Origin of the sequence: Mesorhizobium sp. B3-1-7 (assembly GCF_006439385.1) — a bacterium.
Taxonomy (GTDB): Bacteria; Pseudomonadota; Alphaproteobacteria; order Rhizobiales; family Rhizobiaceae; genus Mesorhizobium.
The window spans coordinates 22,111-48,902 of the sequence record NZ_VFTL01000048.1; the positions used below are offsets into that span (position 1 = coordinate 22,111).

General features: G+C 63.6%; 27 protein-coding genes. 10 read left to right on the forward strand and 17 right to left on the reverse strand.

Annotated elements, in window-relative coordinates:
• Positions 1 to 52 precede the first annotated feature (52 nt).
• From FJ417_RS29635 to FJ417_RS29665, 8 genes are all read right to left on the reverse strand, one after another.
• Entirely contained in the window at positions 53 to 703 is a 651-nt protein-coding gene (locus FJ417_RS29635) for an OmpA family protein (protein ID WP_112099652.1), read from the reverse strand.
• A 137-nt stretch (positions 704 to 840) separates the two neighbouring features.
• Positions 841 to 1,209 carry a GFA family protein gene (locus FJ417_RS29640; protein WP_140646947.1) on the reverse strand — a complete coding sequence of 123 codons (369 nt, stop codon included), beginning with the start codon at positions 1,207 to 1,209 and terminating at the stop codon, positions 841 to 843.
• Positions 1,210 to 1,396: 187 nt separating this feature from the next.
• Positions 1,397 to 1,774, reverse strand: coding sequence for a hypothetical protein (locus FJ417_RS29645; protein ID WP_140646946.1), 378 nt, complete (start codon positions 1,772 to 1,774; stop codon positions 1,397 to 1,399).
• 294 nt (positions 1,775 to 2,068) lie between these two features.
• Complete coding sequence (locus FJ417_RS29650) at positions 2,069 to 2,473, reverse strand: GFA family protein (protein ID WP_140646945.1); 405 nt, start codon at positions 2,471 to 2,473, stop codon at positions 2,069 to 2,071.
• Between the two features lie 30 nt (positions 2,474 to 2,503).
• Positions 2,504 to 3,635, reverse strand: a protein-coding gene (prfB, locus tag FJ417_RS29655; protein ID WP_140646944.1) for a peptide chain release factor 2 whose coding sequence is annotated in 2 segments (ribosomal slippage) — positions 2,504 to 3,568 and positions 3,570 to 3,635 — 1,131 coding nt in all. Because the reading frame shifts where the segments join, the coding sequence is not laid out codon by codon here.
• On the reverse strand, positions 3,564 to 3,746 hold the full coding sequence (locus FJ417_RS33290; protein ID WP_181167089.1) for a hypothetical protein: 183 nt from the start codon (positions 3,744 to 3,746) through the stop codon (positions 3,564 to 3,566). Before FJ417_RS33290 ends, prfB begins: the two co-directional genes overlap by 72 nt.
• Positions 3,747 to 3,763: 17 nt before the next feature.
• Positions 3,764 to 6,220 carry a penicillin-binding protein 1A gene (locus FJ417_RS29660; protein ID WP_140646943.1) on the reverse strand — a complete coding sequence of 819 codons (2,457 nt, stop codon included), beginning with the start codon at positions 6,218 to 6,220 and terminating at the stop codon, positions 3,764 to 3,766.
• Between the two features lie 225 nt (positions 6,221 to 6,445).
• Positions 6,446 to 7,645, reverse strand: coding sequence for an N-acetylmuramoyl-L-alanine amidase (locus FJ417_RS29665; protein ID WP_246687589.1), 1,200 nt, complete (start codon positions 7,643 to 7,645; stop codon positions 6,446 to 6,448).
• Positions 7,646 to 8,347: 702 nt separating this feature from the next.
• On the opposite strand from FJ417_RS29665, the gene FJ417_RS29670 reads away from it, so the two are divergent.
• A complete protein-coding gene (locus tag FJ417_RS29670; protein ID WP_140785891.1) occupies positions 8,348 to 11,287 on the forward strand; it encodes a ribonuclease E/G in 2,940 nt (979 codons plus the stop codon).
• A 134-nt stretch (positions 11,288 to 11,421) separates the two neighbouring features.
• Here the strand turns inward: FJ417_RS29670 and FJ417_RS29675 are convergent, their stop codons facing one another.
• Together FJ417_RS29675 and FJ417_RS29680 are read right to left on the reverse strand one after the other, a co-directional pair.
• A complete protein-coding gene (locus tag FJ417_RS29675; RefSeq protein WP_181183332.1) occupies positions 11,422 to 12,351 on the reverse strand; it encodes a glutaminase in 930 nt (309 codons plus the stop codon).
• Positions 12,352 to 12,356: 5 nt separating this feature from the next.
• The gene (locus FJ417_RS29680; protein ID WP_140785893.1) at positions 12,357 to 13,505 is read right to left on the reverse strand and encodes an aminotransferase class I/II-fold pyridoxal phosphate-dependent enzyme; all 1,149 of its coding nucleotides are present in this window, start codon (positions 13,503 to 13,505) and stop codon (positions 12,357 to 12,359) included.
• A 187-nt stretch (positions 13,506 to 13,692) separates the two neighbouring features.
• Here FJ417_RS29680 and FJ417_RS29685 point away from each other — a divergent pair, with 187 nt between their 5' ends.
• The 6 genes from FJ417_RS29685 (at position 13,693) to aat (ending at position 19,039) form a co-directional block, all read left to right on the forward strand.
• Positions 13,693 to 15,105 carry a M48 family metalloprotease gene (locus FJ417_RS29685; RefSeq protein ID WP_140785894.1) on the forward strand — a complete coding sequence of 471 codons (1,413 nt, stop codon included), beginning with the start codon at positions 13,693 to 13,695 and terminating at the stop codon, positions 15,103 to 15,105.
• A 59-nt stretch (positions 15,106 to 15,164) separates the two neighbouring features.
• Positions 15,165 to 15,992: a DsbA family protein gene (locus tag FJ417_RS29690; protein WP_140785895.1), complete on the forward strand. Its 828-nt coding sequence runs from the start codon at positions 15,165 to 15,167 to the stop codon at positions 15,990 to 15,992.
• A 131-nt stretch (positions 15,993 to 16,123) separates the two neighbouring features.
• A complete protein-coding gene (gene aroQ, locus FJ417_RS29695) occupies positions 16,124 to 16,558 on the forward strand; it encodes a type II 3-dehydroquinate dehydratase (RefSeq protein WP_140785896.1) in 435 nt (144 codons plus the stop codon).
• Between the two features lie 26 nt (positions 16,559 to 16,584).
• Complete coding sequence (gene accB / locus FJ417_RS29700; RefSeq protein ID WP_140785897.1) at positions 16,585 to 17,046, forward strand: acetyl-CoA carboxylase biotin carboxyl carrier protein; 462 nt, start codon at positions 16,585 to 16,587, stop codon at positions 17,044 to 17,046.
• 19 nt (positions 17,047 to 17,065) lie between these two features.
• Positions 17,066 to 18,409, forward strand: a complete 1,344-nt coding sequence (gene accC / locus FJ417_RS29705) for an acetyl-CoA carboxylase biotin carboxylase subunit (RefSeq protein ID WP_140707607.1) — start codon at positions 17,066 to 17,068, stop codon at positions 18,407 to 18,409.
• A gap of 12 nt (positions 18,410 to 18,421) precedes the next feature.
• Positions 18,422 to 19,039 (forward strand): leucyl/phenylalanyl-tRNA--protein transferase, encoded by a 618-nt coding sequence (aat, locus tag FJ417_RS29710; protein ID WP_140785898.1) that lies wholly within the window; start codon positions 18,422 to 18,424, stop codon positions 19,037 to 19,039.
• On the opposite strand, the gene FJ417_RS29715 is transcribed toward aat, so the two are convergent.
• From FJ417_RS29715 to FJ417_RS29725, 3 genes are all read right to left on the reverse strand, one after another.
• On the reverse strand, positions 19,030 to 19,422 hold the full coding sequence (locus tag FJ417_RS29715) for a hypothetical protein (RefSeq protein WP_140785899.1): 393 nt from the start codon (positions 19,420 to 19,422) through the stop codon (positions 19,030 to 19,032). The two genes, aat and FJ417_RS29715, sit on opposite strands and share 10 nt — an antisense overlap.
• Positions 19,423 to 19,480: 58 nt before the next feature.
• Positions 19,481 to 20,053 (reverse strand): DUF2155 domain-containing protein, encoded by a 573-nt coding sequence (locus tag FJ417_RS29720; RefSeq protein ID WP_140646932.1) that lies wholly within the window; start codon positions 20,051 to 20,053, stop codon positions 19,481 to 19,483.
• A gap of 136 nt (positions 20,054 to 20,189) precedes the next feature.
• Entirely contained in the window at positions 20,190 to 20,588 is a 399-nt protein-coding gene (locus FJ417_RS29725) for an NADH:ubiquinone oxidoreductase subunit NDUFA12 (RefSeq protein WP_140678429.1), read from the reverse strand.
• Between the two features lie 271 nt (positions 20,589 to 20,859).
• Here FJ417_RS29725 and panB point away from each other — a divergent pair, with 271 nt between their 5' ends.
• Positions 20,860 to 21,699 (forward strand): 3-methyl-2-oxobutanoate hydroxymethyltransferase, encoded by an 840-nt coding sequence (gene panB / locus FJ417_RS29730; RefSeq protein ID WP_140785900.1) that lies wholly within the window; start codon positions 20,860 to 20,862, stop codon positions 21,697 to 21,699.
• Positions 21,696 to 22,547, forward strand: a complete 852-nt coding sequence (gene panC, locus FJ417_RS29735; RefSeq protein ID WP_140785901.1) for a pantoate--beta-alanine ligase — start codon at positions 21,696 to 21,698, stop codon at positions 22,545 to 22,547. The genes panB and panC overlap by 4 nt, the downstream gene beginning before the upstream one ends.
• A gap of 29 nt (positions 22,548 to 22,576) precedes the next feature.
• Here the strand turns inward: panC and FJ417_RS29740 are convergent, their stop codons facing one another.
• From FJ417_RS29740 to gatB, 3 genes are all read right to left on the reverse strand, one after another.
• Entirely contained in the window at positions 22,577 to 23,275 is a 699-nt protein-coding gene (locus FJ417_RS29740; RefSeq protein WP_140785902.1) for an AIM24 family protein, read from the reverse strand.
• Positions 23,276 to 23,431: 156 nt separating this feature from the next.
• Positions 23,432 to 23,926 (reverse strand): GNAT family N-acetyltransferase, encoded by a 495-nt coding sequence (locus FJ417_RS29745; protein WP_140657553.1) that lies wholly within the window; start codon positions 23,924 to 23,926, stop codon positions 23,432 to 23,434.
• Between the two features lie 2 nt (positions 23,927 to 23,928).
• Entirely contained in the window at positions 23,929 to 25,428 is a 1,500-nt protein-coding gene (gene gatB / locus FJ417_RS29750) for an Asp-tRNA(Asn)/Glu-tRNA(Gln) amidotransferase subunit GatB (protein WP_140785903.1), read from the reverse strand.
• 326 nt (positions 25,429 to 25,754) lie between these two features.
• On the opposite strand from gatB, the gene FJ417_RS29755 reads away from it, so the two are divergent.
• A complete protein-coding gene (locus FJ417_RS29755) occupies positions 25,755 to 26,006 on the forward strand; it encodes a YjhX family toxin (RefSeq protein WP_140785904.1) in 252 nt (83 codons plus the stop codon).
• Positions 26,007 to 26,053: 47 nt separating this feature from the next.
• Here the strand turns inward: FJ417_RS29755 and FJ417_RS29760 are convergent, their stop codons facing one another.
• Positions 26,054 to 26,485, reverse strand: coding sequence for a CBS domain-containing protein (locus FJ417_RS29760; RefSeq protein WP_140646924.1), 432 nt, complete (start codon positions 26,483 to 26,485; stop codon positions 26,054 to 26,056).
• Positions 26,486 to 26,792: the final 307 nt, after the last annotated feature.

Here is a 26,792-nt window from a genome sequence, read left to right on the forward strand (position 1 = left end):
TACGGGGCCGTTTGCCTTGATGGTGTTTTGCGCCTCTACGCTCCGTTTTCTCTCAGGTGAGCGGCGACAGCTGGATTTCGACGCGGCGGTTCTGCTCGCGGCCGGCGGCGGTCGCATTGGATGCGATCGGGCGGGTCTTGCCGAAGCCGGTGACGGCGAAGCGGCGCTGATCGACGCCCTGGCCGGACAGGTAATTTGCGACGGCAAGCGCGCGACGCTGCGAAAGATCGAAATTGTGCTGGTCGCCGCCGGTCGAATCGGTGTGGCCGAAAACGTCCACCGTCGTCTGGCGGAATTTCTTCAGCACCAGCGCGACCGAATTCAGCACCGGATAGAAGCCCGGCTTCACCGCGTCCTGGTCGACATTGAAGGTGATGTCGGACGGCATGTTGAGGATGATCTGGTCGCCGCTGCGGGTGACGCTGACGCCGGTGCCCTGCAGCTGACGGCGAAGCTCCGCCTCGTTCTGGTCCATCGTCGCGCCGATCGCGCCGCCGGCGAGCGCGCCGATGCCGGCACCGATCAACGCGTTGCGGCGGTCATTGCCGCCGGCCAGCAGACCGAGGCTGGCACCTGCCAGCGCGCCGAGGCCGGCACCGGCTGCCGTATTGGAGATCTTCTGGTCGCCGGTATACGGATCGGTGGTGGTGCAGGCGCTCACCAATAGAGCCGTCGCCACGGCGACGAGCACAGTCTTCTTCATGAGATTGGTCCCTCTCCAATTCGCAGCCTTTGCGGCCGCGCCAAATCAGCCCTTCCGCAGCCTTGTAGCATGAAATGCGGCGAAAAACGGAACGGGAATGCGGCCGGCAAAGTCCGGCGGTCGTTCCCGCTTCGCGTCTACCACAAATTCTTGCCGTCGATGACCACCACCTCGACCTTATCCAGGTCGAAATCGTCGAACAGGCGCGAATTGACGCTGATCTTCGGGTTGTCGAAGTCCGGCTTTCCGGTCGACCAATCAGGCGTTTCGGTGAAGGTGCCGCAGCCGCAGGTGGCGCAGAAACCATGCTTTACGGTCTTCGAGCCCCAGCGGTAGAAGGAGACGTTCTGCGGCGGGCTCGTGAGCTTGAATTGCGACGGCACATAATACGCCCATAGCGACCCGCGCTTCGAGCAGAACGAGCATGTGCATTGCGTCACCGTCCGCGGCGCCTCGGCAACCTCGAAGGTTGTCGCCTTGCAATGGCAGCTTCCCTTGATGGTCATGAACTCACCTCTCCCATTGTCCGCCACGCGGTTTCTTTCACGCAATTCCGAACGGAAAACCTGGAATTGCTCCGTGGCAAGGCAACATAAAGAAGCCGTCCTGACAACCGTCTGTCAGCAGGGTATGCAGCCTTCTGCTGCCGTGGATCGAGGCCCGGGTCTTGCCTCCCGCGGCAGGTCCAAAGCCCTAGTAAGAGGGTGGTGGCACGAACAGGCAGATCGTCTTGCCGGCGTCGAGCCCGGCCTGATGCGCGCACCAGTGATATTCGCCGTCGGGCGAATTCTTGACCCGCTTGTCGCTATAGGCCACCACCTCGCCCGTGCCTTTTATGACATAGCCTTCGGGCCGCTCGCTGATCGATGACTGCGGCACCTCCTTGCAATCGAAGTTGGCACAACAGGCAAAGGGGTATTTCCAGCCTTGCGGCATAACCGCCGTAGGCTGGGCGTCGTGCGCGATGGCCGGCGGCGCCAGCACCGAGATGGCTCCAACAGCGAACAGGGAGAACAAAAGTCGGCCAGCCGGTCGAACGGCTTGGGCCGATCTTGATATGGCAGCAGACATCGAAACGTTCCTTTCGAGCATCAAGCGTTTTCGCTTGCCCGTTCCCGGAACGTATCTTCCCAGTGGCCGGATCGTCGGTCGCAGATATGCCGCACCCGGCCATAAATGCTTTTATTCCCAGCGCAAAGGCTGGGCTGATTCCTCGGTTGGCGCAAGCATCCGCTTGCATCGGCAAAGCCGCGCTTCACGCCAACCCCTGCTATCCAGAATCGTGTGCCGGCTTGGTTAACGACCGGTTAGCCGCACGGAACTGGTGCCGGACAACGGGATTCGGCTCAAGCTGGTTCCAAGCGTTCAGCCGGGAACATGCCCATCATATTGCGGCAGGTCGTCGGCGATTGTGAACCACTTCGCCTTGGACCCGACAAAGATGTGGGCGGTCGGCCGTATGGTCGGATCGTCGACCAGCGTCCCCATGGCGATATGCACATAGGCGCCGTCGCGGACCAACGAATAGATGAGCGAGCCGCATCGCCCGCAATGCGCGTCGTGGCCAGTTTCGTCACCGTAGATCAGCAGCGGGTCATCGCCGGCGGTCAGGCGAAACTTTTCGCGCTCGATGCCGGCGAAGGGTTTGAACGCCGACCCCGTGGTGCGCCGGCAGTTCGAGCAATGGCAGTTGGCGGCATAAACGAATTCGTCCGCAACCTCATAGTGGACTGCGCCGCAGAAGCATTTTCCGGTAAGTTTGCGCGTCACCGGCTCCTCCCTCGTGCGACGCGGGGCCCCCTAGTCGAGGTCCGCCACTGCTTCGCCGGCGCCGCCCTCGATCCGATGCGAGAGCGAGGCTTCCATGAACTCGTCGAGATCGCCGTCGAGCACGCTCGACGGCGAAGTGCTTTCGACGCCGGTGCGCAGATCCTTCACGAGCTGATAGGGCTGCAGCACGTAGGAGCGGATCTGGTGGCCCCAGCCGATGTCGCTCTTCGACGCCTCGGTGGCATTGGCGACCGCCTCGCGCTTCTTCAGCTCTTCCTCGTAAAGCCGCGAGCGCAGCATTTCCCATGCCTTGGCGCGGTTCTTGTGCTGCGAGCGCTCGGCCTGGCAGGCGACCGCGATGCCGGTCGCCAAATGGGTGATGCGCACCGCCGAGTCGGTGGTGTTGACGTGCTGGCCGCCCGAACCCGAGGAGCGATAGGTGTCGATGCGTACATCGGATTCGGAAACATTGATCTCGATCGAGTCATCGATGACCGGATAGACCCAGACGCTGGCGAAGGAGGTGTGGCGCCGCGCGTTGCTGTCGTAAGGCGAAATGCGCACCAGGCGATGGACGCCGGACTCTGTCTTCAGCCAGCCATAGGCGTTGTGGCCCTTGATCAGCACGGTGGCGGACTTGATGCCCGCTTCTTCGCCGTCATGGATTTCCAGAATCTCGACCTTGAAGCGGCGGCGCTCGGCCCAGCGCGTGTACATGCGCAGGAGCATCGAGGCCCAGTCCTGGCTCTCGGTGCCGCCGGCTCCGGCATGGATTTCGAGATAGCTGTCGTTGGCGTCGGCCTCGCCCGAGAGCAGCGTCTCGACCTGGCGGGCCTTCGCCTCGCCCTGCATCGAACGCAGCGCCGCCTCCGCCTCCGCGATAATGCCGTCGTCGCCCTCTTCCTCGCCGAGTTCGATCAGGCCGATATTGTCTTCCAGCGCCTGCGTCATCCCCTTGACGGCGGCGATGCCGTCCTCGAGCTCCTGGCGCTCCCGCATCAGCTTCTGCGCTTCGATCGGATCATTCCAGAGGCTGGAATCCTCGGCGCGCGAATTCAGGTATTCAAGCCGCTTTACAGCCTGGTCCCAGTCAAAGATGCCTCCTCAGCAGGGTTATCGCCTGCCTGATCTCGTCGACAATGTTGAGCGTTTCCGCGCGCATGGCTCTTCGTTCGGTCCTGTTCTTTTCGGTCTTTTCGGAATAGGCGCGATACATAGGCACGGCATCGCTGCCTGTAAAGCGAAATGGGCCGGCATCAACCTGCCGGCCCATTGCGAAATCCGGCAACGTCAGTAGAGGCCGCCGCCGCCGTCCTGGATGGCCTGGTTGGCCTGCGGCGACAGCCCCGCGCCGGAACCGTTGGAGCCATCGGCGCCCATGCCGATCACCCAGTAGCTGTCAGCCGGACCGGTGCCGGGCTTGAAAGCCTCGATGATGGTGTTCGGATCGCCTTCGGCAGCACGCATGCCGGTCTTGCGGTTGATTGCGATCAGCTTCATGCCATCGGGAACCTGGAAGTCGGTGTTCGGCTTGCCGTCGAGCGCAACGCGCATGAAGTCCTTGAAGATCGGGGCTGCCAAACCGCCGCCAGTGGCGCCATGGCCAAGGCCGCGCGGCGTGTCGTAGCCCATATAGAGGCCGACGACGAGGTTCGGGGTGAAGCCGATGAACCAGGCGTCCTTCTCGTCATTGGTCGTGCCGGTCTTGCCGGCGATGTGGCGGCCGAGCTCACCGACGGTGGCGCCGGTGCCGCGCTGCACGACGCCCTCCATCATCGAGGTGATCTGGTAGGCGGTCATCGGGTCGAGCACCTGCTCGGAATTGTCGACCAGCTCCGGCTCCGGCTGGTTCTTCCACTCGGTGGCGTTGCAGCCTTCGCAGCCGCGCTCGTCCTGCTTGAACACCGTCTTGCCGTAGCGGTCCTGGATGCGGTCGATCAGCGACGGTTTGATCGATTTGCCGCCATTGGCCATGATCGAATAGGCCGAGACCATGCGCATGACGGTCGTCTCGCCGGAGCCCAGCGCCATCGGCAGATAGGGCGCCAGATGATCGTAAACGCCGAAGCGCTCGGCATATTCCACGACCAGCTTCATGCCCATGTCGTTGGCCAGCCGCACGGTCATCAGATTGCGCGACTTCTCGATGCCAGAGCGCAAGGTGGCCGGGCCGGCGACCGTGCCGTCATAGTTCTTCGGCGTCCAGGTGGTGTTGCCGCTCTGGATGGTGATCGGGCCGTCCATGATCACCGAGGCCGGCGTATAGCCATTGTCGAGCGCCGCCGAATAGACGATCGGCTTGAACGAGGAACCGGGCTGGCGCATCGCCTGGGTGGCGCGGTTGAATTCCGACTGCGCGTAGGAGAAGCCGCCGACCATGGCGAGCACGCGGCCGGTGTGCGGATCCATGGCGACGAGGCCGCCCTCGACCTCCGGCACCTGGCGCAGCATGTAGGTGTTGTCGGAGCCGTCATTCTTCTGCACGAAGACCACATCGCCGGGCTCCAGCACTTCCGCCGGAGACTTCGCCCTGACGGACTTGCCGTTGACGAAGTGGCGCATGGCGAAGCCCATGTCCTCCTTGCTGACGGTGCCCTGGACGCGTTCCTTGACCAGATCGCCGGAAATCTGCCGCGTCGGCTGGATGCCGATGGTCAGGCCGGTTGCCGAGCTGTCGAGCACGACGGCCAGCGTCCATTCCGGCACATCCTCGAGGCCCTTCACATTGCCGAGCGGCACGCCCCAGTCGCCGGAAACGTCGATATGCGTCACCGGACCGCGATAGCCGCGCAGCATGTCGTATTTGAGCAGGCCGTTCTGCATCGCCTTACGGGCGATAAGCTGGATTTTGGGATCGAGCGTGGTGCGCACCGACAGGCCGCCCTCGTAAAGCGCATTCTCGCCGTAGCGCGCGATGATCTGGCGGCGGACTTCCTCGGTGAAGTACTCGCCGGCAAACAGATAGGAGCCGTTGCGGCGCGGCGTTACGCCGAGCGGTTCGGCCTTGGCCTTGTCGCCCTCCTCGCGGGTGACGTAGCCGTTCTCGACCATCTGGTCGATGACCCAGTTGCGGCGCTCCAGGGCACGGTCGGCGTGCTTGAAGGGGTGATAGTTGTTCGGGCCCTTCGGCAACGAGGCGAGATAAGCCGCCTCGGCGACCGTCAGCTCGTTGACCGATTTGTCGAAATAGGTGAGCGCGGCGCCCGCGACGCCATAGGCGCCGAAGCCGAAGAAGATTTCGTTGAGATAGAGCTCGAGGATGCGGTCCTTCGAATAGGCCTGCTCGATGCGGAAGGCCAGGATCATCTCCTTGATCTTGCGCTCATAGGTCTGATCGGAAGAGAGCAGGAAGTTCTTGGCCACCTGCTGGGTGATCGTCGAGGCGCCGACCTGCCGCCGGCCGGAACCGAAATTCTGCAGATTGACGATGATGGCGCGGCCAAGACCGGTGATGTCGATGCCCGGATGGTTGTAGAAGTTCTTGTCCTCGGCCGACATGAAGGCGGCCTTGACGCGGTCCGGGATGGCCTGGATCGGCAGATAGAGACGCCGCTCGCGCGCATATTCAGCCATCAACGCGCCGTCGGAGGCATGGATGCGCGTCGTCACCGGCGGTTCGTATTTGGCCAGAACCTCGTAGTCGGGCAGGTCCTTCGTCAGATGGCTGATGTAGATGGCAAGACCGGCCGCCACCAGCAGCGCCAGCGTCGTGCCGATGCCAAAGAAATAGCCGATGAGACGAATCATGCCCGCTCCAGTCCGAGGTTCGGGAATTTCCTAGACGAAGCCGACAGTCGCGCAAGCTTCCAGGGGCGGTCCCAATCCGCAATCGAAAAACCCATGTCGCGACCATGTGGACAAAATACGGCAGCGCGAAATTTGAGGACTCGGTTGGCGAATAATAACGCCGGGTGTTGTCGTCATGCAACGCTGCTTGTGGTTGTAGACGTCCGGCGGTCGTGGGCGGCGGGGTCAGCCACCCGTCGCGGTTCCGGTCTTGGCGGCGGCAAACAGGGCAACCGCGTTGGTTATGCTTTGCGCCGCCTTGCCGCGCCAGTCAGCGTTCAGCAGCTGCGCCTCGTCCTTGACGTTGGAGAGGTAGCCGAGTTCGACCAGGACGGACGGCACGTCCGGGGCCCTGAGCACCCTGAAGCCGGCCGAGCGCTGCGGATTGTTGATCAGGCCGACGCTGGTCGACAGCTGACCGACCAGCGTATGGGCGAAGCTCATCGAGAAACCATGCGTTTCACGGCGGATCAGGTCGATCAGGATGTCGGTGACTTCCTTATTGTCGTCCTCGATCTTCATTCCGGCGAACTGGTCGGACAGGTTCTCGCGATCCGCGAGCGCCTGGGCCTCCGGATCGGAAGCCTTGTCCGAGAGCGTGTAGACCGTGGCGCCGCGAAGGCCTTTGACGGCGATCGTATCGGCATGGATGGAAATCAGGAGGTCAGCCTCGTGCTGGCGCGCGATGCGCACGCGCTCGTCCAGCGCCAGGTACACGTCGTTGTCGCGTGTCATGTAGACATCGTATTTGCCGACCGCGGCCAGCTTGTCGCGCAGTTCCTTGGCAAAAGCGAGCGTGACGTCCTTCTCGACCGTGCCGGCGGAGCTTTCGGCGCCACCATCGACGCCGCCATGGCCGGGATCGATAACCACCGTGAAGCGATGGCCGGGCGCCGAGACCGGTCCGGTACCCACCCGCTCGCCCTTTTCGGTCGAAACCGTCGAACCGGTCGTCAGCGACTGGTTGGCGAGAGCTTCGTCGAACTCCCGCTCGGAGGCAGCCGACATATCGATGGCGATGCGATAGCCGCTGCCGTCGTCGTTCTTGAGCACGTCGATCTTGTCGACGGCGAAAGGGCCCTTGCCGGTGAGGATCAGGCGCGAGCCATGTCCCTGATCGCCGTAGCGAACGGCCCGTACAAGGCCGCGCGGCTTCACATCCTTGGCGTCGAGCCCGAATCGCGTGCGCGGCAGATCGACGACGAGGCGATTGGGGCCGCGCAGCAGGAACCATTTGACGTCCGGCTCGCGGTCGAAATTCACGACGATGCGCATCTTTGTGGCGTCGCCGGCCATCTTGTAGCCGGTCGCGCCAAGCAGGGTGTCGGCACGCGCGGCGGCTGTAAGGCAGAACAACAGTGCCAGCAGCAAGGCAGTCCAGGCCACGCGCAGGAAATGCCCAGCGGCCCCACCCCTCTTGTCTGCGGCGCCCGCCGGTCCCATCTCTTATTCGTCGCTCCCGATTTGACGCATTGCGCCCGGTTTTCTCGCAGAGTGCCTGTCAGGCCGCCAACTCGATTAACGATTGGTATTCAGAGAAGGTTAACCAAGCCTTTCATGGAGCGGGAAGAAGGCACCTTCCCGGGGGGAAGCGCTTTTTGCCGGCATCCGAAATCGGGGTTGCCTTCCATCCCGCCAAATCATAAAAGCGACGTTGGATCACTGCAATCCTGGAACCGCTCGCCTCAGCAGTTTCCTGCCAAAGGTTGGATGCAAAGGCGGCTCCTTTACCCTTCCAGGCTCGGGTGGTCGCGACGATTTTCGCAGGTGTGCCCTCGTGGCGGGGAATCGCTTGCGTGAGGAAAACGGCCGGGTTGGTCCCGTGCCGGCTCTTTATGAGCAAACAAGCTGGTCCGGCTCAGCCCGGGCTTTGGTTCAAAAGGTTCTGCTGGGTGCCGATGGCTTCAAGCGCAATCATGGAAAGGTCCGCATCGAACCGCGCCATAATGGCTGCGGGCGGCACCGCCATTGCGCTCAAGCGGCGGCCGGCGGACGTTCAATTATCCGGCATGCACACAGATACAGGCGCACAGCGGCGGGCATTGCCACGCCAGCTGCGGCTGTCGGCTGCCGGCAGGAAACAAAATAATGCCCAACAAGATGCTGATAGACGCCTCCCACCCGGAGGAAACACGCGTTGTTGTCGTTCGCGGTAACCGCATCGAAGAATTCGACTTTGAATCCCAGGACAAAAAGCAGCTCAAAGGAAACATCTACCTCGCCCGCGTAACCCGCGTCGAACCTTCCCTCCAGGCAGCTTTTGTCGAATATGGCGGCAACCGTCACGGTTTTCTCGCCTTCAGTGAAATTCATCCAGATTATTACCAGATCCCGGTCGCCGACCGTCAGGCCCTGCTGCGCGCCGAAGCGCAGGAGGCCGAAGACGAAGACGACGAGGAGGCCGAGAACGGCGAAGAGCAGCAGGCGCGCGATCGCGGCGGCCGGCGCAACCGCCGGCGCGGCGGCAAGAACCGCGACCGCGGCGAGCACAAGCACGCTTCCTCGGAGAACGAGGAAAGCACGGTCGAGGCTATAGCTGACGAAACCGCCGCTGAGGTTGTCGGGGGCGAGGAAGCCGGCGGCGAGACCGCCGATACCCCGGCAGAAAATGCCGGAGCAGTCTCCGAGGCCGTCGAGGCCGTATCGGAAGCGGCTGAAGAACCCGCCGGCGAAGCTGGCGGAGATGACGCCACGGACGATAAGGATGGCATGCCATCCGAAGGTGGCCCGACCTCGATTGCCGCCAGCATCGAAGCAGATGTGATTTCCGAGGCGGTCCCGCAGGCGGATCAGCCCGAGCAGAGCGGCGAAGCCGCCGCCAGCGACAATGATCGCGGCATGCTGGAGGACGTCTCGGCCTCGCACTCGGACGAGCACGAGGTCGAATCGGTCGGCGCCGAGGACGCGCTCGAGGAAATCCGCAACCGCCGCAAGCCGGTGCGTCGCCAGTACAAGATCCAGGAAGTCATCAAGCGCCGCCAGATCCTTTTGGTGCAGGTGGTCAAGGAAGAGCGCGGCAACAAGGGCGCGGCGCTCACCACCTATCTGTCGCTTGCCGGCCGCTATTCGGTGCTGATGCCGAACACGGCGCGCGGCGGCGGCATCTCGCGCAAGATCACCAACGCCCAGGACCGCAAGCGGCTGAAGGAGGTCGTGACCGACCTCGACGTGCCGCAGGGCATGGGCGTCATCCTGCGCACCGCCGGCGAAAGCCGCACCAAGGCGGAGATCAAGCGCGACTACGAATATCTGATGCGGCTTTGGGAGAACGTCCGCAACCTGACGCTGCAGTCCTCGGCCCCTGCCCTGGTCTATGAGGAAGGCAGCCTGATCAAGCGTTCGGTGCGCGACCTCTACAACAAGGACATCGACGAGATCCTTGTCTCCGGCGAAGATGGCTACCGCGAGGCCAAGGATTTCATGCGCATGCTGATGCCGAGCCACGCCAAGGTGGTTCAGCCATTCCGCGACACCACGCCGATCTTCGTGCGCAACGGCATCGAGGCGCAGCTCGATCGCATGCTGCAGCCGCAGGTGACGCTGAAGAGCGGTGGCTACATCATCATCAACCAGACCGAGGCGCTGGTTTCGATCGACGTCAACTCCGGCCGCTCCACCAAGGAGCATTCGATCGAGGAGACCGCGCTCCACACCAACCTGGAAGCGGCAGAGGAAGTCGCGCGGCAGTTGCGATTGCGTGACCTTGCCGGCCTGATCGTCATCGACTTCATCGACATGGAGGAGAACCGCAACAACCGCTCCGTCGAGAAGCGGCTGAAGGATCACCTCAAGAACGATCGCGCCCGTATACAGGTCGGCCGCATCTCACACTTCGGCCTGATGGAAATGTCGCGCCAGCGCATCCGCGCCAGCGTGCTGGAATCGACCATGAAGCCTTGCCCGCATTGCGGCGGCACGGGCCATGTACGCTCCGATTCCTCCGTGGCGCTGATGGTCGTGCGGGCGATCGAGGAATTCCTGCTCAAGGATTCGCGCAGCCACATCATCGTGCGCACACCGGCGGCGACCGCGCTCTATGTGCTCAACCACAAGCGCGCCAACCTGCTGGAGCTCGAAGCCCGCTTCGGCCTGACGATCACGATCGAGGCCGACGAGACGCTCGGCACCCAACACTACGCGATCTTCCGCGGCGCCGTTGCCGAGAAGCCGGAAGGCTTTGTCGAGGTGCGCAGCCTGCCGGCCTATGTCGAGCCGGAAGAGCCCGAGGACGAGATCGTCGTCGAGGAAGATGAAGAGGAAGTCTCGGTCCCGGCCGAACAGCCGCGCCACGCGCAGCAGGGCCAGCATCAGCAGCGATCCGAGGATGGCGAAGGCCGTGATCGCAAGCGTCGCAAGCGTCGGCGGCGGCGCGGCGGCAGGGATCGCGACCGCGAGCACAACGGGGACGCCGCGGCGGCGCCGATGGAAGCCGGCGAAGCCGATGATGATGCAACGGAAGAGACCACCGAGGAGGTGACCGCCGGCGACGAGGCCGTGGCGGCCGCTGCCGACGACGGTTCCGGAAAGAAGCGCCGGCGCGGGAAGCGCGGCGGCAAGCGCAACCGCCGTGAGGACGAAGCTTCAGACGCCGTTGCCGGCGAAACTGTCGGCGATATCGAGCGTGAGTCGGTTGAAGGCCAGGACGCCGTAAGCGAGCCGGCAATAGCCGCTCCCGCGGAAGAACCTGCCGCTCCGGCGGCGGCTAATGACGATGCCGAGGCGATCGAAAAGCCGAAGAAGCCCCGCCGTTCGAGGGCTAAGAAGGTGACCGAGGAAGCCGCGGCCGAGACGGTGTCCGAACCTGTGGCCGAGGCCCAGGTCGCGCCGCCCGTGGCTGCCGAGCCGGAGCCCGTGGCAGCTGCGGCATCCGAGGCGGAGCCCGCCGCCGGCGCCCACCCGACGCGGCGCAAGCCACAGTCAGTCGACGCGCCGGTTGTTCCCGTCGTGTCGTCGAATGTAAGCGACGAAGCCAAGGCCGAGGACAAGCCGAAGCGCGGCGGCTGGTGGCAGCGCAAAGGCTTTTTCTAAGCCTTCCAGGTTGTTAGGCTGATCTTTCGAAAGAATCCCGCGCCGCACCCGGCGCGGGATTTTTCATTTCGCCGGCAGCCCTTTTTAGTTTTTTCAGCTTGGGTCCGGTGGAAAACCGCCAGCACTTTGCTGCTCTACGGCGCGAAGATCGACCAGTTCATCATCCGGGCGAGCTTCTCCATGGCGATTGAGCCGAGCTTGGAGTTGCCGTTCTCGTTGAGTCCGGGCGACCACACTGCCAGCGAAGCAACCCCTGGCACGATGCCGAGAATGCCGCCGCCGACCCCGCTTTTGCCGGGGATACCGACGCGGAAGGCAAAGTCGCCGGAACCGTCATAGTGGCCGCAGGTCAGCATCAGCGCGCCGATGCGGCGTGCCCGTTCGGCCGAGACGACCGAATACCCGGTTGCCGGGTTCCTGCCGCCATTGGCGAGGAAGCGGCCGGCCATGGCAAGCTGGCGGCAGCTCACCGCAATCGCGCAATGATGGAAATAGACACCCAGCGCCAGCTCCGGTTCGTGATGGAGATTGCCGAAGGATTTCATGTAGTTGGCCAGGGCGAAGTTGCGGTAGCCGGTGGCGCGCTCGGATGCCGCGACCTCTCGGTCGATGATGATCGTCTCGTCATCGGCGAGGAACTGGATGAAGCGCAGGATTTCGCCTATCGCCTCGCGCGGCTGATGGCCGGCGAGCAGGACGTCGGAGACGACGATGGCGCCGGCATTGATGAACGGATTGCGCGGGATGCCGTTCTCGTGTTCGAGCTGGACGATCGAGTTGAACGGATTACCGGACGGCTCGCGGCCGACGCGATGCCACAGCGCATCGCCGACCTTGCCAAGCGCCAGCGTGAGCGTGAAGACTTTCGAGACGCTCTGGATCGAAAAGGGTTGATCGGCATCGCCGGCAAGCATGACGCGGCCGTCATTGGTCACGGCGGCGATGCCGAATTTCTTCGGGTCGACCTTGCCGAGCTGCGGGATGTAGGTCGCCACCTCGCCGCGATCGGTACGCTGCGCCATTTCGGCGGCCACTTCGGCCAGTGCCTGCTCGAGTTCCGGCATGGCTTCTATTTCAGCCAGCGTTCGATGCGCGCCAGCGCCTCGACCATCTCGTCATGGCTGCCGGCATAGGAAAAGCGCATGGTGCGGTGGCCCTGCTGCGGGTCGAAATCACGGCCGGGCGTTGCCGCGACATGCGCCTCGGCCAGCATCTTGCACGCAAAAGCCATGCTGTCGTTGGTGTGGCAGGTGACATCGCAGAACGCATAGAAGGCGCCGTCCATCGGCGCGGCGAGCGCGAAGCCGAGTTCCGGCAGGCGCTTCATCAGAAGGTCGCGGTTCCAGGCATAGCGCGCCTTCACCATTTCCAGCTCTTCGGTCGCCTTGAAGGCTTCGATCGCCGCGACCTGCGACAGTTCAGGCGGCGAGATGTAGAGGCTCTGGGCGACACGCTCGATCGGCCGCACCAGCTCTTCCGGCAGCACCATCCAGCCGATGCGCCAGCCGGTCATGCAATAATATTTCGAGAAGGAATTGATCACGGTGACGCCGGCGCCGTGCGCCAGCGCGGTGACATCGGGCGCCGCGTAGGCCAGCCGGTGATAGATTTCGTCCGAGATCACGGCGATGCCGAGTTCCTCGGCCGTCTTCACCAGCGCCGCAAGTTCATCCGCCGGAATGACCGCGCCGGTCGGATTGGCGGGGCTGGCGAACAGCACGCCCTTCAGCGGCTTGTCGCGATGCGCGGTCTTGAGGTGCTCGGCATGCAGATAGGCATCCGCGCCGAGTTCGATTTCGACGATCTCGATGCCGAGCGCGGCCATGATGTTGCGGTAGGCCGGATAGCCGGGCGCGGCGATGGCGACGCGGTCGCCCGGATCGAACATGGCCAGGAAAGCGAGGTTGAAGGCGGCGGACGAGCCGGTCGTGACGGCAATGCGCGACGGCGCGACGTCGATCCCATAGTGCTCGCCATAATGCGCCGCGATCGCCTTGCGCAGATCGGCGAGACCCAAGGCGTCGGTGTAGCCGATGCGGCCATGCCGCAGGGCCGCGGCCGCCGCCTCGCGGACGCCGACCGGCGCGGGATCTGATGGCTGGCCGACGGCCATCGACACCACGGGCACTCCGGTGGCCTTCAGCCGGTTGGCTTCGGCCAGGATGTCCATGGCGTGGAAGGGCTCGACTTCCCCTCGGCGTGAAAGCGAAACGACCATTTGACCTCTTCCAACTGCCATTATCCGGCGAAATTCCGGGGCGGAAGTCGTCCTGGATCGCCGTTGAACTGCCCCGGTTCGAGGGCAGCGCCGCACAAATGCCCGATTGATGTGGGGATCACAAGCGCGCAGGAAGTTACCGGCGCCGACTTTTCATCTTTCGCCCGCTCGTCTACCAGTGGACCTTATGTTGAGCCGACCCCGACCATCGCTTGGCGAATCGACCTCCCTCAGCCGAACCGCGCGCGACTTCGCGACGCTTCTGCTTGCCGCCGCGGTCGCCGTGTCGAGCTCGGTCAGCGCCTTCGCGCAAGGCGTGCCGGTGGTGCGCGACGCCGAGATCGAGGCCTTGGTGCGCGACTATGCCCGGCCGATCTTCGAGGCTGCGGGGCTTGCCAATGACGGCATCGACATCGTTCTGGTGAACGACCAGAGTTTCAACGCCTTCGTCACCGGGCGGCGACTGTTCATCAACACCGGCGCGCTGGTGACCGCCGAAACGCCGAACGAGATCATTGGCGTCATCGCGCACGAGGCCGGCCATATCGCCGGCGGCCACCAGCAGAAATTGCGCGACCAGCTCGACCGCGCCAAGACCATGGCCATCATCGCCACGCTGCTCGGCGCCGGCGCCATGGTGGCCGGCGCCACCACCAACAGCCGCGGCCTTGCCGGCGCCGGCATGGGCGTCGCCGCCGGCGGCGGCGAGATGGCGCAACGCTCGATCCTCGCCTATCGGCGTACCGAAGAAATCACCGCCGACCGTTCGGCGATCACCTATCTCAACGCCACCGGCCAATCCGGCATGGGCATGCTGAAGACCTTCGGCCGCTTCCAGAGCGCGCTCTCGCTCGCCGGCACCCATGTCGACCCCTACCGGATCAGCCATCCGATGCCGCAGGAGCGCATCGCCAACCTGGAAGTGCTCGTCAAGCAGAGCCCGTTCGTCAACGTTGCCGACCCGCCGTCGCTGCAGCAGCGGCACGACATGATGCGCATCAAGATCGCCGCCTATATGCAGGGCCAGGCAGCCGTCGCGCGGCTGATGCGCAAGAACCCGGCCAGCCTTGCCTCGCGCTATGGCGATGCGCAGCAGACCTATCTCTTCGGCAGTCCGGGCGCGGCGCTCACCAAGACGGCGGCGCTGATCAAGGAACAACCGAAGAACCCCTATTTCCATGAATTGCGCGGCGATATCCTGATGAAGGCCAACAAGTCGAAGGATGCGGCGGACGCCTATGCCAAGGCGGTCAGCCTCGATCCAGCGCGCTCCGGCCTGCTGCTGGTCTCGCTCGGCCAGGCGCTGATGGCGGTGGGAACGCCCGATTCGACCCAGAAGGCAGTGGTCCAGCTCAACAATGGCGTCGGGCGGGACAAGGAAAATGCCGACGCTTATCGCTTTCTGGCGCAGGCATATGGCGAACTCGGCGAGATTCCGGCTGCCGATCTCGCCACCGCCGAGGGCCACTATTATGCGGGCGACTACAAAAACGCTAAGATCTTCGCCATGCGCGCTCAACAGAAATTGAAGCGCGGCGAACCCCGCTGGGTCCGCGCGCAGGATATTATAAACTACACGCCATCGAACAAACTCAAATGAACCTCCCGGACGTTGGCGGCGACCAAGGCGGACCGGAAAAGGCAAAAGGATCGACAATCATGAACAAGGCAATCCTGCTTGGCAGCGCTGGCGGTCTGGCTGTGGCGCTCGGGATGCTGGCCTTCGGCTTCGTGGCGGGAAACCCGCAGGCCGCGAGGGCCGACACCGTGCAAATCGCGCAGGTCACGTCCTCCACCGATACCAAAGCCTCCGCCGACACCAAGGTCGATCGCAAAGAGGTCGAAGGTATCATCCGCGATTATCTCCTGAAGAACCCGGAGGTTCTGCTCGAGGTGCAGGACGCGCTCGAGGCCAAGCAGAAGGAAGAGCAGCGGCTCGCAGCACTTGGCGTGATCAAGGACTCCAAGGACGAGATCTTCAACTCCACCTTCGACGGCGTCGTCGGCAATCCGAAGGGCAAGGTCACGATCGTCGAGTTCTACGATTACAATTGCGGCTTCTGCAAACGCGCCATCGAGGACATGCAGGTGCTGACCAAGTCCGACCCGGACCTGCGCTTCGTGCTCAAGGAATTCCCGATCCTCAGCCCGGATTCGCAGAAGGCCAGCGTCGTCTCCATGGCGTTCCACCTGATGCATCCGGAAAAATACGGCCAATTCCACACCGCGCTGCTCGGCGGCCAGGGTCGCGCCACCGAAGCGACCGCCATGAAGGTTGCGCTTTCGCTCGGCGCCGACGAGGCAGCGCTGCGCGAGAAGATGAAGGATCCGCGCATCGCCGAAACGCTTTCGCGCACCTATGACCTTGCGACGAAATTGTCGATCACCGGCACGCCGTCCTATGTGGTTGGCAACGAGGTGATCTTCGGAGCGCTCGGCCAGCAGGTTCTGGCGGAAAAGATCGAAGAGGCAAAGAGCGCGCTCTAGACGCCCGCAGTGCAAAAGCCGGCCGCTGTGGACAGCGAAAGAACGCACTTGCGCTCTTTTCGCGGGCGGCTATGCCCATTATAGAGGCGCAGTGCGCCGGCTTGGGGTCGGCGTAGAACAAGGTCGGCATATTGAAAACGATTTTCGTCCTCAACGGTCCCAATCTCAATGCGCTCGGCAAGCGCGAACCGGGGATCTATGGCGGCAAGACGCTTGCGGCCATCGCCGAGGACTGCAAGGCGGCCGGCGCCGCGCTCGGGCTCGAAATCGATTTTCGCCAATCCAACCATGAGGGCGATCTGGTCGACTGGATCCAGGAAGCCAGCGAGAAGGCGGCAGGCATCGTCATCAATCCCGGCGCCTACGGCCACACATCGATCGCCATTCACGACGCCATCCGCGCCGCAGCACCGCTGCCCGTCGCGGAAGTCCATCTTTCCAACATCCACGCGCGGGAGCCCTTCCGCCACGTCTCCATGGTCGCGCCGGTCGCTGTCGGCATGATCTGTGGGTTCGGGCCGCTCGGCTACACCCTCGCGCTGCAGGCACTGGCGGCTCGCCTGTGACCGGCCCCCAAACAGAAGGCTCGAAAATGTCGATAAAAAAGACCGGTGTTGACCAGCAGCTGATCCGCGATCTGGCGGGCATTCTGAACGACACCAATCTGACCGAGATCGAGGTCGAACTCGGCGACCTCAAGGTGCGCGTCTCGCGCCAAACGCAGGCCGTCCACGCCGTCGCCGCGCCGCTTGCCGCGGCTTCTCCTGTTGCCACGGTAGCGGCTCAGCCCGCAACGGCAGCCGCGGCCGCCGATGTGTCCAAGAACGCAGTGCCCTCGCCGATGGTCGGCACCGCCTACCTGGCACCCTCGCCCGACGCCAAGGCGTTCATCGAGGTCGGCCAGAAGGTCAAGGAAGGCCAGACGCTGCTCATCATCGAAGCGATGAAGACGATGAACCAGATCCCCTCGCCGCGGGCCGGCACGGTGACGGCGATCCTCATCGAGGATGCCCAGCCGGTCGAATACGGCATGCCGCTGGTGGTCCTTGAGTAGAGCCGGGAACAACCAAGAGATGTTCCAGAAGATCCTCATCGCCAATCGCGGCGAAATCGCGCTCCGGGTGCTGCGCGCCTGCAAGGAGCTCGGCATCCAGACGGTGGTGGTCCACTCGACCGCGGATTCCGACGCCATGCATGTTCGGCTTGCCGACGAGAGCGTCTGCATCGGCCCGCCGCCCTCGCGCGAAAGCTATCTCAACATCCACCAGATCGTCGCCGCCTGCGAGATCACCGGCGCCGACGCCGTGCATCCGGGCTACGGCTTCCTGTCGGAGAATGCCAAGTTCGCCGACATCCTGGCGGCTCACAACATCACCTTCATCGGCCCGTCGGGCGACCATATCCGCATCATGGGCGACAAGATCGAGGCCAAGCGCACGGCAAAGCGTCTCGGCATCCCGGTCGTGCCTGGATCCGACGGCGCGATCAGCGAGGAGAAGGAAGCCAAGCGCGTCGCCGCCGAGATCGGCTATCCGGTGATCATCAAGGCCTCTGCCGGCGGCGGCGGCCGCGGCATGAAGGTGGCGCATAGCGAAGCGGACCTCGAAGTCGCGCTGCAGACGGCCAAGTCGGAAGCGGGTGCCGCCTTCGGCGACGACGCCGTCTATATCGAGAAATACCTGGAGAAGCCTCGCCATATCGAGGTGCAGGTGTTCGGCGACGGCGCCGGCCGCGGCGTGCATTTCGGCGAGCGCGACTGCTCGCTGCAGCGGCGCCACCAGAAAGTCTGGGAAGAAGCCAATTCGCCGGCGCTCAATGCCGAGGAGCGTTCGCGCATCGGCGGCATCTGCGCCAAGGCGATTGCCGATCTCGGCTATTCGGGCGCCGGCACGATTGAGTTCCTCTACGAAAATGGCGAGTTCTATTTCATCGAGATGAACACGCGTCTTCAGGTCGAGCATCCGGTGACCGAAGCGATCACCGGCATCGACCTCGTGCACGAGCAGATCCGCGTCGCCTCGGGCGGCGGGCTGTCGGTCAGGCAGGAAGACATCAAGTTCAACGGCCATGCCATCGAGTGCCGCATCAACGCCGAGGATCCGCGCACCTTCACGCCCTCGCCCGGCACGATCACGCATTTCCATACGCCCGGCGGCCTCGGCATCCGCGTCGATTCCGGCGTTTATTCCGGCTACAAAATCCCGCCTTATTACGATAGTCTGATCGGCAAGCTGATCGTGCATGGCCGCAACCGCGTCGAATGCATGATGCGGCTGCGCCGCGCGCTCGACGAATTCGTCGTCGACGGCATCAAGACGACGCTGCCGCTGTTCCGCGACCTTGTCGGCAATCCCGACATCGCCAATGGCGACTACGACATCCACTGGCTGGAAAAATACCTGGCCAAGGGTGAATAGCACGGGGATGCGATGACCCGCCCCTACGCGCCAGGCTATCGCATTCCGACCGACCTGTTGCTCAGGGCCTATGCCTCTGGTGTCTTCCCGATGGCCGAGAGCGCCAACGACCCCGAAGTGTTCTGGGTGCGGCCGGAAACGCGCGGCATCATTCCGCTGGACCGGTTCCACACGCCGCGCAGCCTGAAGAAGACGATCCGCAAGCATCCGTTCGAGATCCGCTACGACTTCGATTTCGAGGCGACGATCGACGGCTGCGCCGAAAAGCGCGAGGAGCGCCGCTCGACCTGGATCAATGCGCCGATCCGCGAAGCCTATGTCGATCTCTATCGCCTGGGCCACTGCCATTCGGTCGAGGCGTGGCGCGAGGAACGCCTGGTCGGCGGCCTATACGGTGTCTCGCTCGGACGCGTGTTCTTCGGCGAAAGCATGTTCGCCAGGGAGACCGACGCTTCAAAGACCTGCCTCCACCATCTCGTCGAGCGGCTGAAGGCGCGCGGCTTCGCGCTGCTCGACACGCAGTTCACCACCGAGCATTTGAAGCGCTTCGGGGCCGTCGACGTGCCGCGCGGCCAGTATGAGAAGCTGCTCGCCGAAGCGCTGAAGGGCGAGGCCGTCTTTTATCCTTGAGTTCGCTCTGCCGCCTCGATCGGCGTCTGCGCATGGAACATCATCTTCCAGCCGTCGGCGCGATGGACATAGCCGGTGCTGACCAAAGCGACATAGGATTCGCCGTTCTCGCGCGTCGCGCGCGCCTCGTAGGTCAGCATGACGATGTCACTGCCGGGCTCGACCATGCCCTTCAACTTGATGTCCAGGTCGCGCCATTTGTTGGGCTTGGTTGCGGTCTTTGCGAGATCGGCATTGGTCATCGCCTGCGCCATCTGCGGGAACGCCACCAGGCACTCCACATCGGCATTGGCTTCATAGTAGGCGGAATCGCCTGACCAAAAGCCCTTCTCGATATCGAGAAGCTCCTGCTTGTTGGCGGTGATTGTTTTCGTGACAGTCATCGCGGAATCCTCCTCGCCTTGCCGATTTGAACGGCCAAAGGGCAGGCAGGTTCCGAGATCAGTTCGTGTCGGTGGTATCGTCCGGGGCCGGCGCCGCGTCAGCCGGCTCGGATGCGGCGTCGGCCGGTTGCGCCGGAGCCTTGGGCTTGGCGGCTTCGGTCTTCGGCTTGGCCGTGTCGGCCTTGGCCGCGGTCGGCGGCGGCACGTCCGACTTCTGCTTGCAACCCTTGAGCCAGACGTCATAGACGGCGTGCTCGACGGCGTTGAGGCCCGGGCTTTCGGCAAACATCCAGCCGGTGAAGATGCGGCGGATCTTGCGGTCGAGCGTGATCTCGTCGACCTCGACGAAGGAATCGGTCTTCGGCTGCTCCGTATCCGGCCGCGAATAGCAGACGCGCGGCGTCACCTGCAAAGCGCCGAACTGCACGGTTTCGTCGATATAGACGTCGAAGGTGATGATGCGGCCGGTGATCTTGTCGATGCCGGCGAACTCGGCCACCGCATTGGTGACGCGGTCGGAGGCCGCGGGTGCCGCGGCCGGCGCCTGCGCGGCGGCGAAGGCCGCCGTCGAGGCAACCAGAATGGACGCCGCCGCGATCAGCGCCTTTGAGGTATGGCCGAAAGAACTCATGCAAAATACCGGTGGTTGCGCCCGGGTGATTCTCTCAACGCCCAAGGCTAGTCATGGCTGCGCAGTCAGCAAGCAGCTAAATGCCAATTGTGGCGATAAAGGACCGAAGCGGCGTCTTGGATTACGATCCGAGGGATTACGACCCCGGCGTCCAGGCGTCGTAGTCGCCAGTCACCTGCGGGCGATGCTGGTTGGTCAGGATGGAACCCTGCGGACGATAGGCGCCGGGCGTTCCGGTCAGGTTCGGCCGATGCTCCTTCTGCCACTCGCGAGCCTTGTAGCTCTCGCTCGATGGAGGTGTATCGACGCGATGATGGATCCAGCCATGCCAGCCCGGCGGGATCTTCGAGGCTTCCGAATAATCGCGATAGATGACCCAGCGGCGGGTGCGGCCTTCCGAATCGATGCCGCCCTCATAGTAGACATTGCCGGCTTCGTCCTCGCCGACCCTCTTGCCGAAGCGCCAGGTGTGGAAGCGCGTGCCGAGCGTCTGGCTGTTCCACCAGGTGAAAAACTGCAGCAGGAAAGTTTTCATCCACATCCTCGCGGCGGCAGCGGCTGCGCCTTTCCCCTGCTTATGGCGTCACGCCACCGCGAAGGCAAGGGTTTTGCCATGTCCCGACGTAAATGCTTCGTGCGTCCTTGTCTTGAAGCATGTCGTCGTCCCAGAACCGCTCCGCGCCTCTGGGCGACATGCATTAAATCGATGCAGTTGTGCCGCCGGCGGCAACGCGGCTTGCCAAGCGCCGCCTGTCTTTCTAAAGCTCGGCCCGCCCGTTTCGGGCGCGCCTTGAGGGAGGTGACGATTGACCCGGGATCCGTCCGCCGACAGCCGGATCAGCGCCGAAGACATTCGCCGCCGCAAAGGCGGCGTGCCGATCGTCTGCCTTACCGCCTACACCTATCCCGTCGCCCGCCTGCTCGATCCCCATGTCGATCTGCTGCTGGTCGGCGACAGCGTCGCCATGGTCCTGCATGGCCACACCACAACGCTCGGCGCCACGCTGGAGATGATGATCGCGCACGGCCAGGCCGTGATGCGCGGCTCGGCCAAGGCCTGCGTCGTGGTCGACATGCCGGCGGGCAGCTATGAGGCCTCGCCGGCGCAGGCCGCGGCGTCGGCAAGGCGGATCGTCGGGGAAACAGGCTGCCAGGCCGTGAAGCTCGAAGGCGGCGTCGACATGGCCTCCCGGATCGCCGCGATCGCCGCCGAGGGAATACCGGTCATGGGCCACATCGGCCTGCAACCGCAATCGGTGGAGAAGGACGGCGGCTACAAGATCAAGGGCCGGACGGAGGACAATATCGCCGCGCTGCTCAGCGATGCCGAGGCGGTGGAACAAGCCGGCGCCTTCTCGGTCGTCATCGAAGGCACGATGGAGGCCGTGGCCGCGAAGCTTACCCATCACATTTTGATACCGACCATCGGCATCGGCGCCAGCGCCGACTGCGACGGCCAGATCCTGGTGATCGACGACATGGTCGGCCTGACCGTCGACCGCGTGCCGAAATTCGTCAAGGAATACGCCGATTTGCGCAGCGCGATAGCGGATGCGGCGGCGCGCTACGCAGCCGAGGTGCGGAGCCGCGCCTTCCCCGGCCCCGACCACGTCTTCACGACGGCATCCGGCAAGGACAAGACATGAACGCGCCAATCGTCGTCGACAGCGTCACCGCCCTTCGGGCGCTGGTCCGGGACTGGCGGCAGGCCGGCCTCAAGGTGGCCATGGTGCCGACCATGGGCGCGCTGCACGACGGTCATATCTCGCTGGTCAGGATCGCGCTCGAACGGGCCGAGCGCTGCGTTGTCTCGATCTTCGTCAACCCGACGCAGTTCGCGCCGACGGAAGATCTCGACAAATACCCGCGCCAGCTGGCGCGGGATCTCGACCGGTTGCGGGATGCGGGCGCGCATCTCGCCTTCACGCCAAACGTGAGCGAGATGTACCCCTCCGGCTTCGCTACGAAAATCTCGGTCGGCGGCCCCTCCCGCGGCCTGGAGACCGACTTCAGGCCGAGTTTCTTCGACGGCGTCGCGACCGTGGTGGCCAAGCTCTTCCTGCAGGCGGCGCCCGATTGCGCCGTGTTCGGCGAGAAGGATTACCAGCAGCTCTGCGTCGTCAGGCAGCTCTGCCGCGATCTCGACCTGCCCGTCGAGATCGTCGGCGCACCGACCGTGCGCGATGCTCATGGCCTCGCCATGTCGTCGCGCAACGCCTATCTGGGCGAAGCCGAGCTCAACATCGCGCGCAAGCTCAATTTGATCCTGCGCCGCACGGCGGCAGCACTTTCAACCGGCGCGGATGAAGCCGGCGCTATTGATGCCGCCGCGAAGGCCCTGGCCTCCGCGGGTTTCCAAAAGGTCGACTACGTCGCCGCCCGCGCGAGTGTCACGCTCGAGCCCTGGCAGCGGGATCGTGACGGCCGCCTGCTGGCGGCGGCCTGGCTCGGCACGACGCGGCTGATCGACAATATGGAAATTCCCTCCGCCTGATCGGACGTTCGTTCGATCAGGCTCGGCACCTACTCTTCCGACGGCATGTGCAGATACATCGACTGGATGCCGACGCGCCCAGGACCGGTGAAGCGGTTGACGACGAAGTTCATGTTGGCGCCGAAGAAGCCGCTGGAAAGGCGGTCGATCTTTGTATCCATCTTGACCGAAGCGTCCTTGAACAGCCAGCCGCCTGGCTCGATGTCGATGGTCTCGCCGGGCGCCAGCACCTTCCCGAAGACATTGCCGTAGCCGTGCAGCCAGACGATGCCGTCGCCTGTCTCGCCGCGGAAACGGTCGATGAAGAAGCCGCTCTGGCCGAATAGCATCGTTCCAAGGCCGCGGACGCGCTCGAACGTGTAGTCGACACTGGCGGTCGCGGCCAAGAACTGATGCTCGCGCACCTGTATCTCCTCGCCGCGCCGAAGATGGATCGGCACGATATGGCCCGGCCCGTCGCGGCTGAAGGCGATGACGCCCGGCCCGGACGCCTCGGTGACGAAGATCTGCATGCCCGCGATCATGCGCTTCAGCGCGCCCTTCAGCGATTTCAGGCCGATGGTGATCGTGGTGTTCTTCCACAAAAGGATGTGGTGTTCGAAATAGACCGGCATGTTGGTCACATCGACCGACAGCACGGGCACCAATTCGCCGGCGACGTGATAGGTCACGCCGCCAAACGTCTCGTCCGACACTTCGGTCGGCATCAGTTCCGGCAAGCTCGGCATGGCAGTCCCCCTCATCACCGTGCTGCCGGTCGACCGGACTGTCGCCGGCGCGTCGGCTGCGGCAGCATTGCCGCCGGGCTTTCGGCCGTCAAATGAAAGCTGGCATTGGGCGCACCGCTCGCAACAACGTGAAGCAATTGCGGCGGCGTCGAGCGATCAGGCGATCAGCGGCCGCTCAAGGAGCAGTGACGCGACGCCGGACTGCGCAGGCCCGCGATTGTCGGCGCGGCCGATCTGGACGAAACCGTTCGCCATATAGAAGGCGACGGCGCGCTTGTTCGCTTCCGCCACCTCGACGCGTACCGCGCGCGCTTCGGGGAAGCTCTCCATCACTTCGTCCAGCAGCATGCCGCCAATCCCGCGGCCCTGCAGGTCCGGTGCAACATGAAGCTGCTCCAGATCGATCGAAGCGCCCTGGTCAGCGCTTTCCGCATAGGCGACGCCGCCGATGCGCTTGCCATCGTCGGCGACCAGGAACTCCGCATCCGGCCGCTCGATGCGCGCTTTCAACTTTTCCGGCGAACACCAAAGCGCGATGGTTCGATCGATCCGCTCGGCGCCATAGATGGCGTCGCAGGCCGCGTGCCAGGTCTCGGCCAGCAGTGCCCGGATAGCCGCAATGTCACGGTCGCTGGCGGTGCGGACAAACACCGTTATTCGATGCCGAGCTTGGCCTTGACGAGATCGTTGACCGCCTGCGGGTTGGCCTTGCCGCCGGTCGCCTTCATGACCTGGCCGACGAACCAGCCGGCCATGGTGGGCTTGGCGCGCGCCTGCTCGGCCTTTTCCGGATTGGCGGCGATGACCTCATCGACCGCCTTCTCGATGGCGCCGGTGTCGGTGACCTGCTTCATGCCGCGGCTCTCGACATGCTGGCGCGGATCGCCGCCCTCGTTCCAGACGATCTCGAATAGGTCCTTGGCGATCTTGCCGGAGATCGTGCCTTCCTTGATCAGGTCGAGAACAGCGCCGAGCTGCTCGGGCGAAACTGGAGCATTTTCAATGCCCTTGCCAGCTTTGTTCAGCTGGCCAAGGAGATCGTTGATGACCCAGTTGGCGGCGAGCTTGCCGTCGCGCCCTGCCGCCACCTTCTCGAAATAATCGGCGATCGGCTTTTCCGATACCAGGACCGAGGCGTCATAGGCCGAGAGGCCGAGCGCATCGACCAACCGCGCCTTCTTGTCGTCGGGCAGCTCCGGCAGGTTCCTGGCGAGCGCATCGACATAGGCCTGGTCGAACTCCAGCGGCAAAAGGTCGGGATCCGGGAAATAGCGGTAGTCATGCGCTTCTTCCTTGGAGCGCATCGAACGCGTCTCGCCCTTGACGGCGTCGAACAGGCGCGTCTCCTGGTCGATCTTGCCGCCGTCCTCCAGGATGGCGATCTGGCGACGCGCCTCATATTCGATGGCCTGGCCGATGAAGCGGATCGAGTTCATGTTCTTGATCTCGCAGCGCGTGCCGAACTCGCCGCCCGGACGGCGCACCGAGACGTTGACGTCGGCGCGCAGCGAGCCTTCGTCCATGTTGCCGTCGCAGGTGCCGAGATAGCGCATGATCGAGCGCAGCTTGGTGACATAGGCCTTGGCCTCGTCGGCGGAGCGGATATCGGGCTTCGAGACGATCTCCATCAGCGCCACGCCGGAGCGGTTGAGATCGACATAGGACATGGTCGCATGCTGATCATGCATCGACTTGCCGGCATCCTGTTCCAGATGCAGGCGCTCTATGCCGACCTCGATGTCCTCGAACTCGCCCTGGCGGTCGGGCCCGACGGAGACGATCACTTTGCCCTCGCCGACGATCGGCTGCTTGAACTGCGAGATCTGGTAGCCCTGCGGCAGGTCCGGATAGAAATAGTTCTTCCGATCGAAGACCGACTTATGATTGATCGCGGCCTTCAGGCCGAGCCCCGTGCGGATCGCCTGCTTGACGCATTCCTCGTTGATGACCGGCAGCATGCCCGGCATCGCCGCGTCGACAAGGCTGACATTGGCATTGGGCGCCCCGCCGAACGACGTCGAGGCGCCGGAAAAGAGTTTTGCCTCAGAGATCACTTGCGCATGCACTTCGAGCCCGATGATGATCTCCCAGTCGCCGGTGGCGCCGGGGATCAGCCGTTTTGCGTCGGGGGTGCGGGTATCGATGATGCTCATGGAGGCCTACGGACTTTGAATTCTCGGAGTTGCATTAATGCACTCATTGAGATGCATTAATGCACACCGAGATGCATTAATGCACATTTTGGGTGCGCAACTTCGCTAGTGCAAACCGCCCTGCGAGACAAGCGCAAAGCCCGCACGCTCGCCTTTTCCGCCACCTTCGCCTAAGAAACGTCCATCCCAATGGAGAGTGGATGTCCACTTACGCTCGGTCCCGGTGAAGCCCTGACCTCCTAAGCGAGGCGGGGCGGAAAAACCTGGAACCCCGTGCCGCGACGTCTCGCGGCGGCGGTTTTGTTGTTTTTCCCGGGACTTCTCCAATGGATAATTCGCGCAATGAACAGCGCATCCTGCTCGCGCAGGGCGGGCGTATTCAAATCAAAAAGAACGAAAGCAGGAAGATCGCCTCGGTCCTGTGCCTGACCCGCGATGGCTGGCGCTATCCGGGCTTCGACTTAGAGCTCTTCCGAAAGTTGAGGCGCAAGAAGGCAGTTTCTTCGACGAACGGCGGTCCTTACCGCATCACCCGACGCGGGCTCGCGCTCGTGCGCGCCGAGTTCGACAATCGCTAATGCCCAATGCCGCCGGCCGAAACGCCGGCGGCACCTTTCCGTTTGCTTCAGGCCGTGGCGATGTAGGCTTTCATCTCTTCGGCTTCGCGCTCGACATCCTCGATGCGGCGCTTGACCACGTCGCCGATGGAGACGATGCCATCAAGCTGGCCGCCCTTTTCCACCGGCAGATGACGGAAGCGGCCACGCGTCATGATCTCCATGACCTCGTTGACCGTGTGGTTTTCGTTGCAGATCTTGACCTTCGGCGTCATCGCCGAGCGCACGGCGATGTCGAGCGCCGCGGCGCCCTCCTTGGCCACCACCCTGACGATATCGCGTTCCGAGAGAATGCCGACGATCTTGCGATCGCCATTGGTGATGACGAGCGCGCCGATCCTGTGCTCGGCCAGCATGCGAATGGCCTCGCTGAGTTTTTCATTGGGCCCGAGCGTGAACACGTCATGGCCCTTGCTTTCAAGAATTGCCTTAACCGTCATGGCGTCCTCCACTGCCTTTGACGCCGGCTCCCGCCCTGACCGGCTTTTGAGCCCCGGCGCCCTTAGGAAGACACTGGGTGCTTGGGCAACATGGTGCGCCGTGATTGATTGCATTTCAAGTGCGCCTAAGGACTAGATCAGGACGGCGTTTCGTTGAATCGCCATCCTGATCTATCTCTTGTTGGAGCATGATCTTCTCCGAAAACCGGTTCCCACTTTTCGGGGTCATGCTCTAGGAAGTGTGGACAGTTATCTGAGCCATAATATGGTTGCGGCTAGGGTTACGATTGCAAGGTAGTGTCTTGCA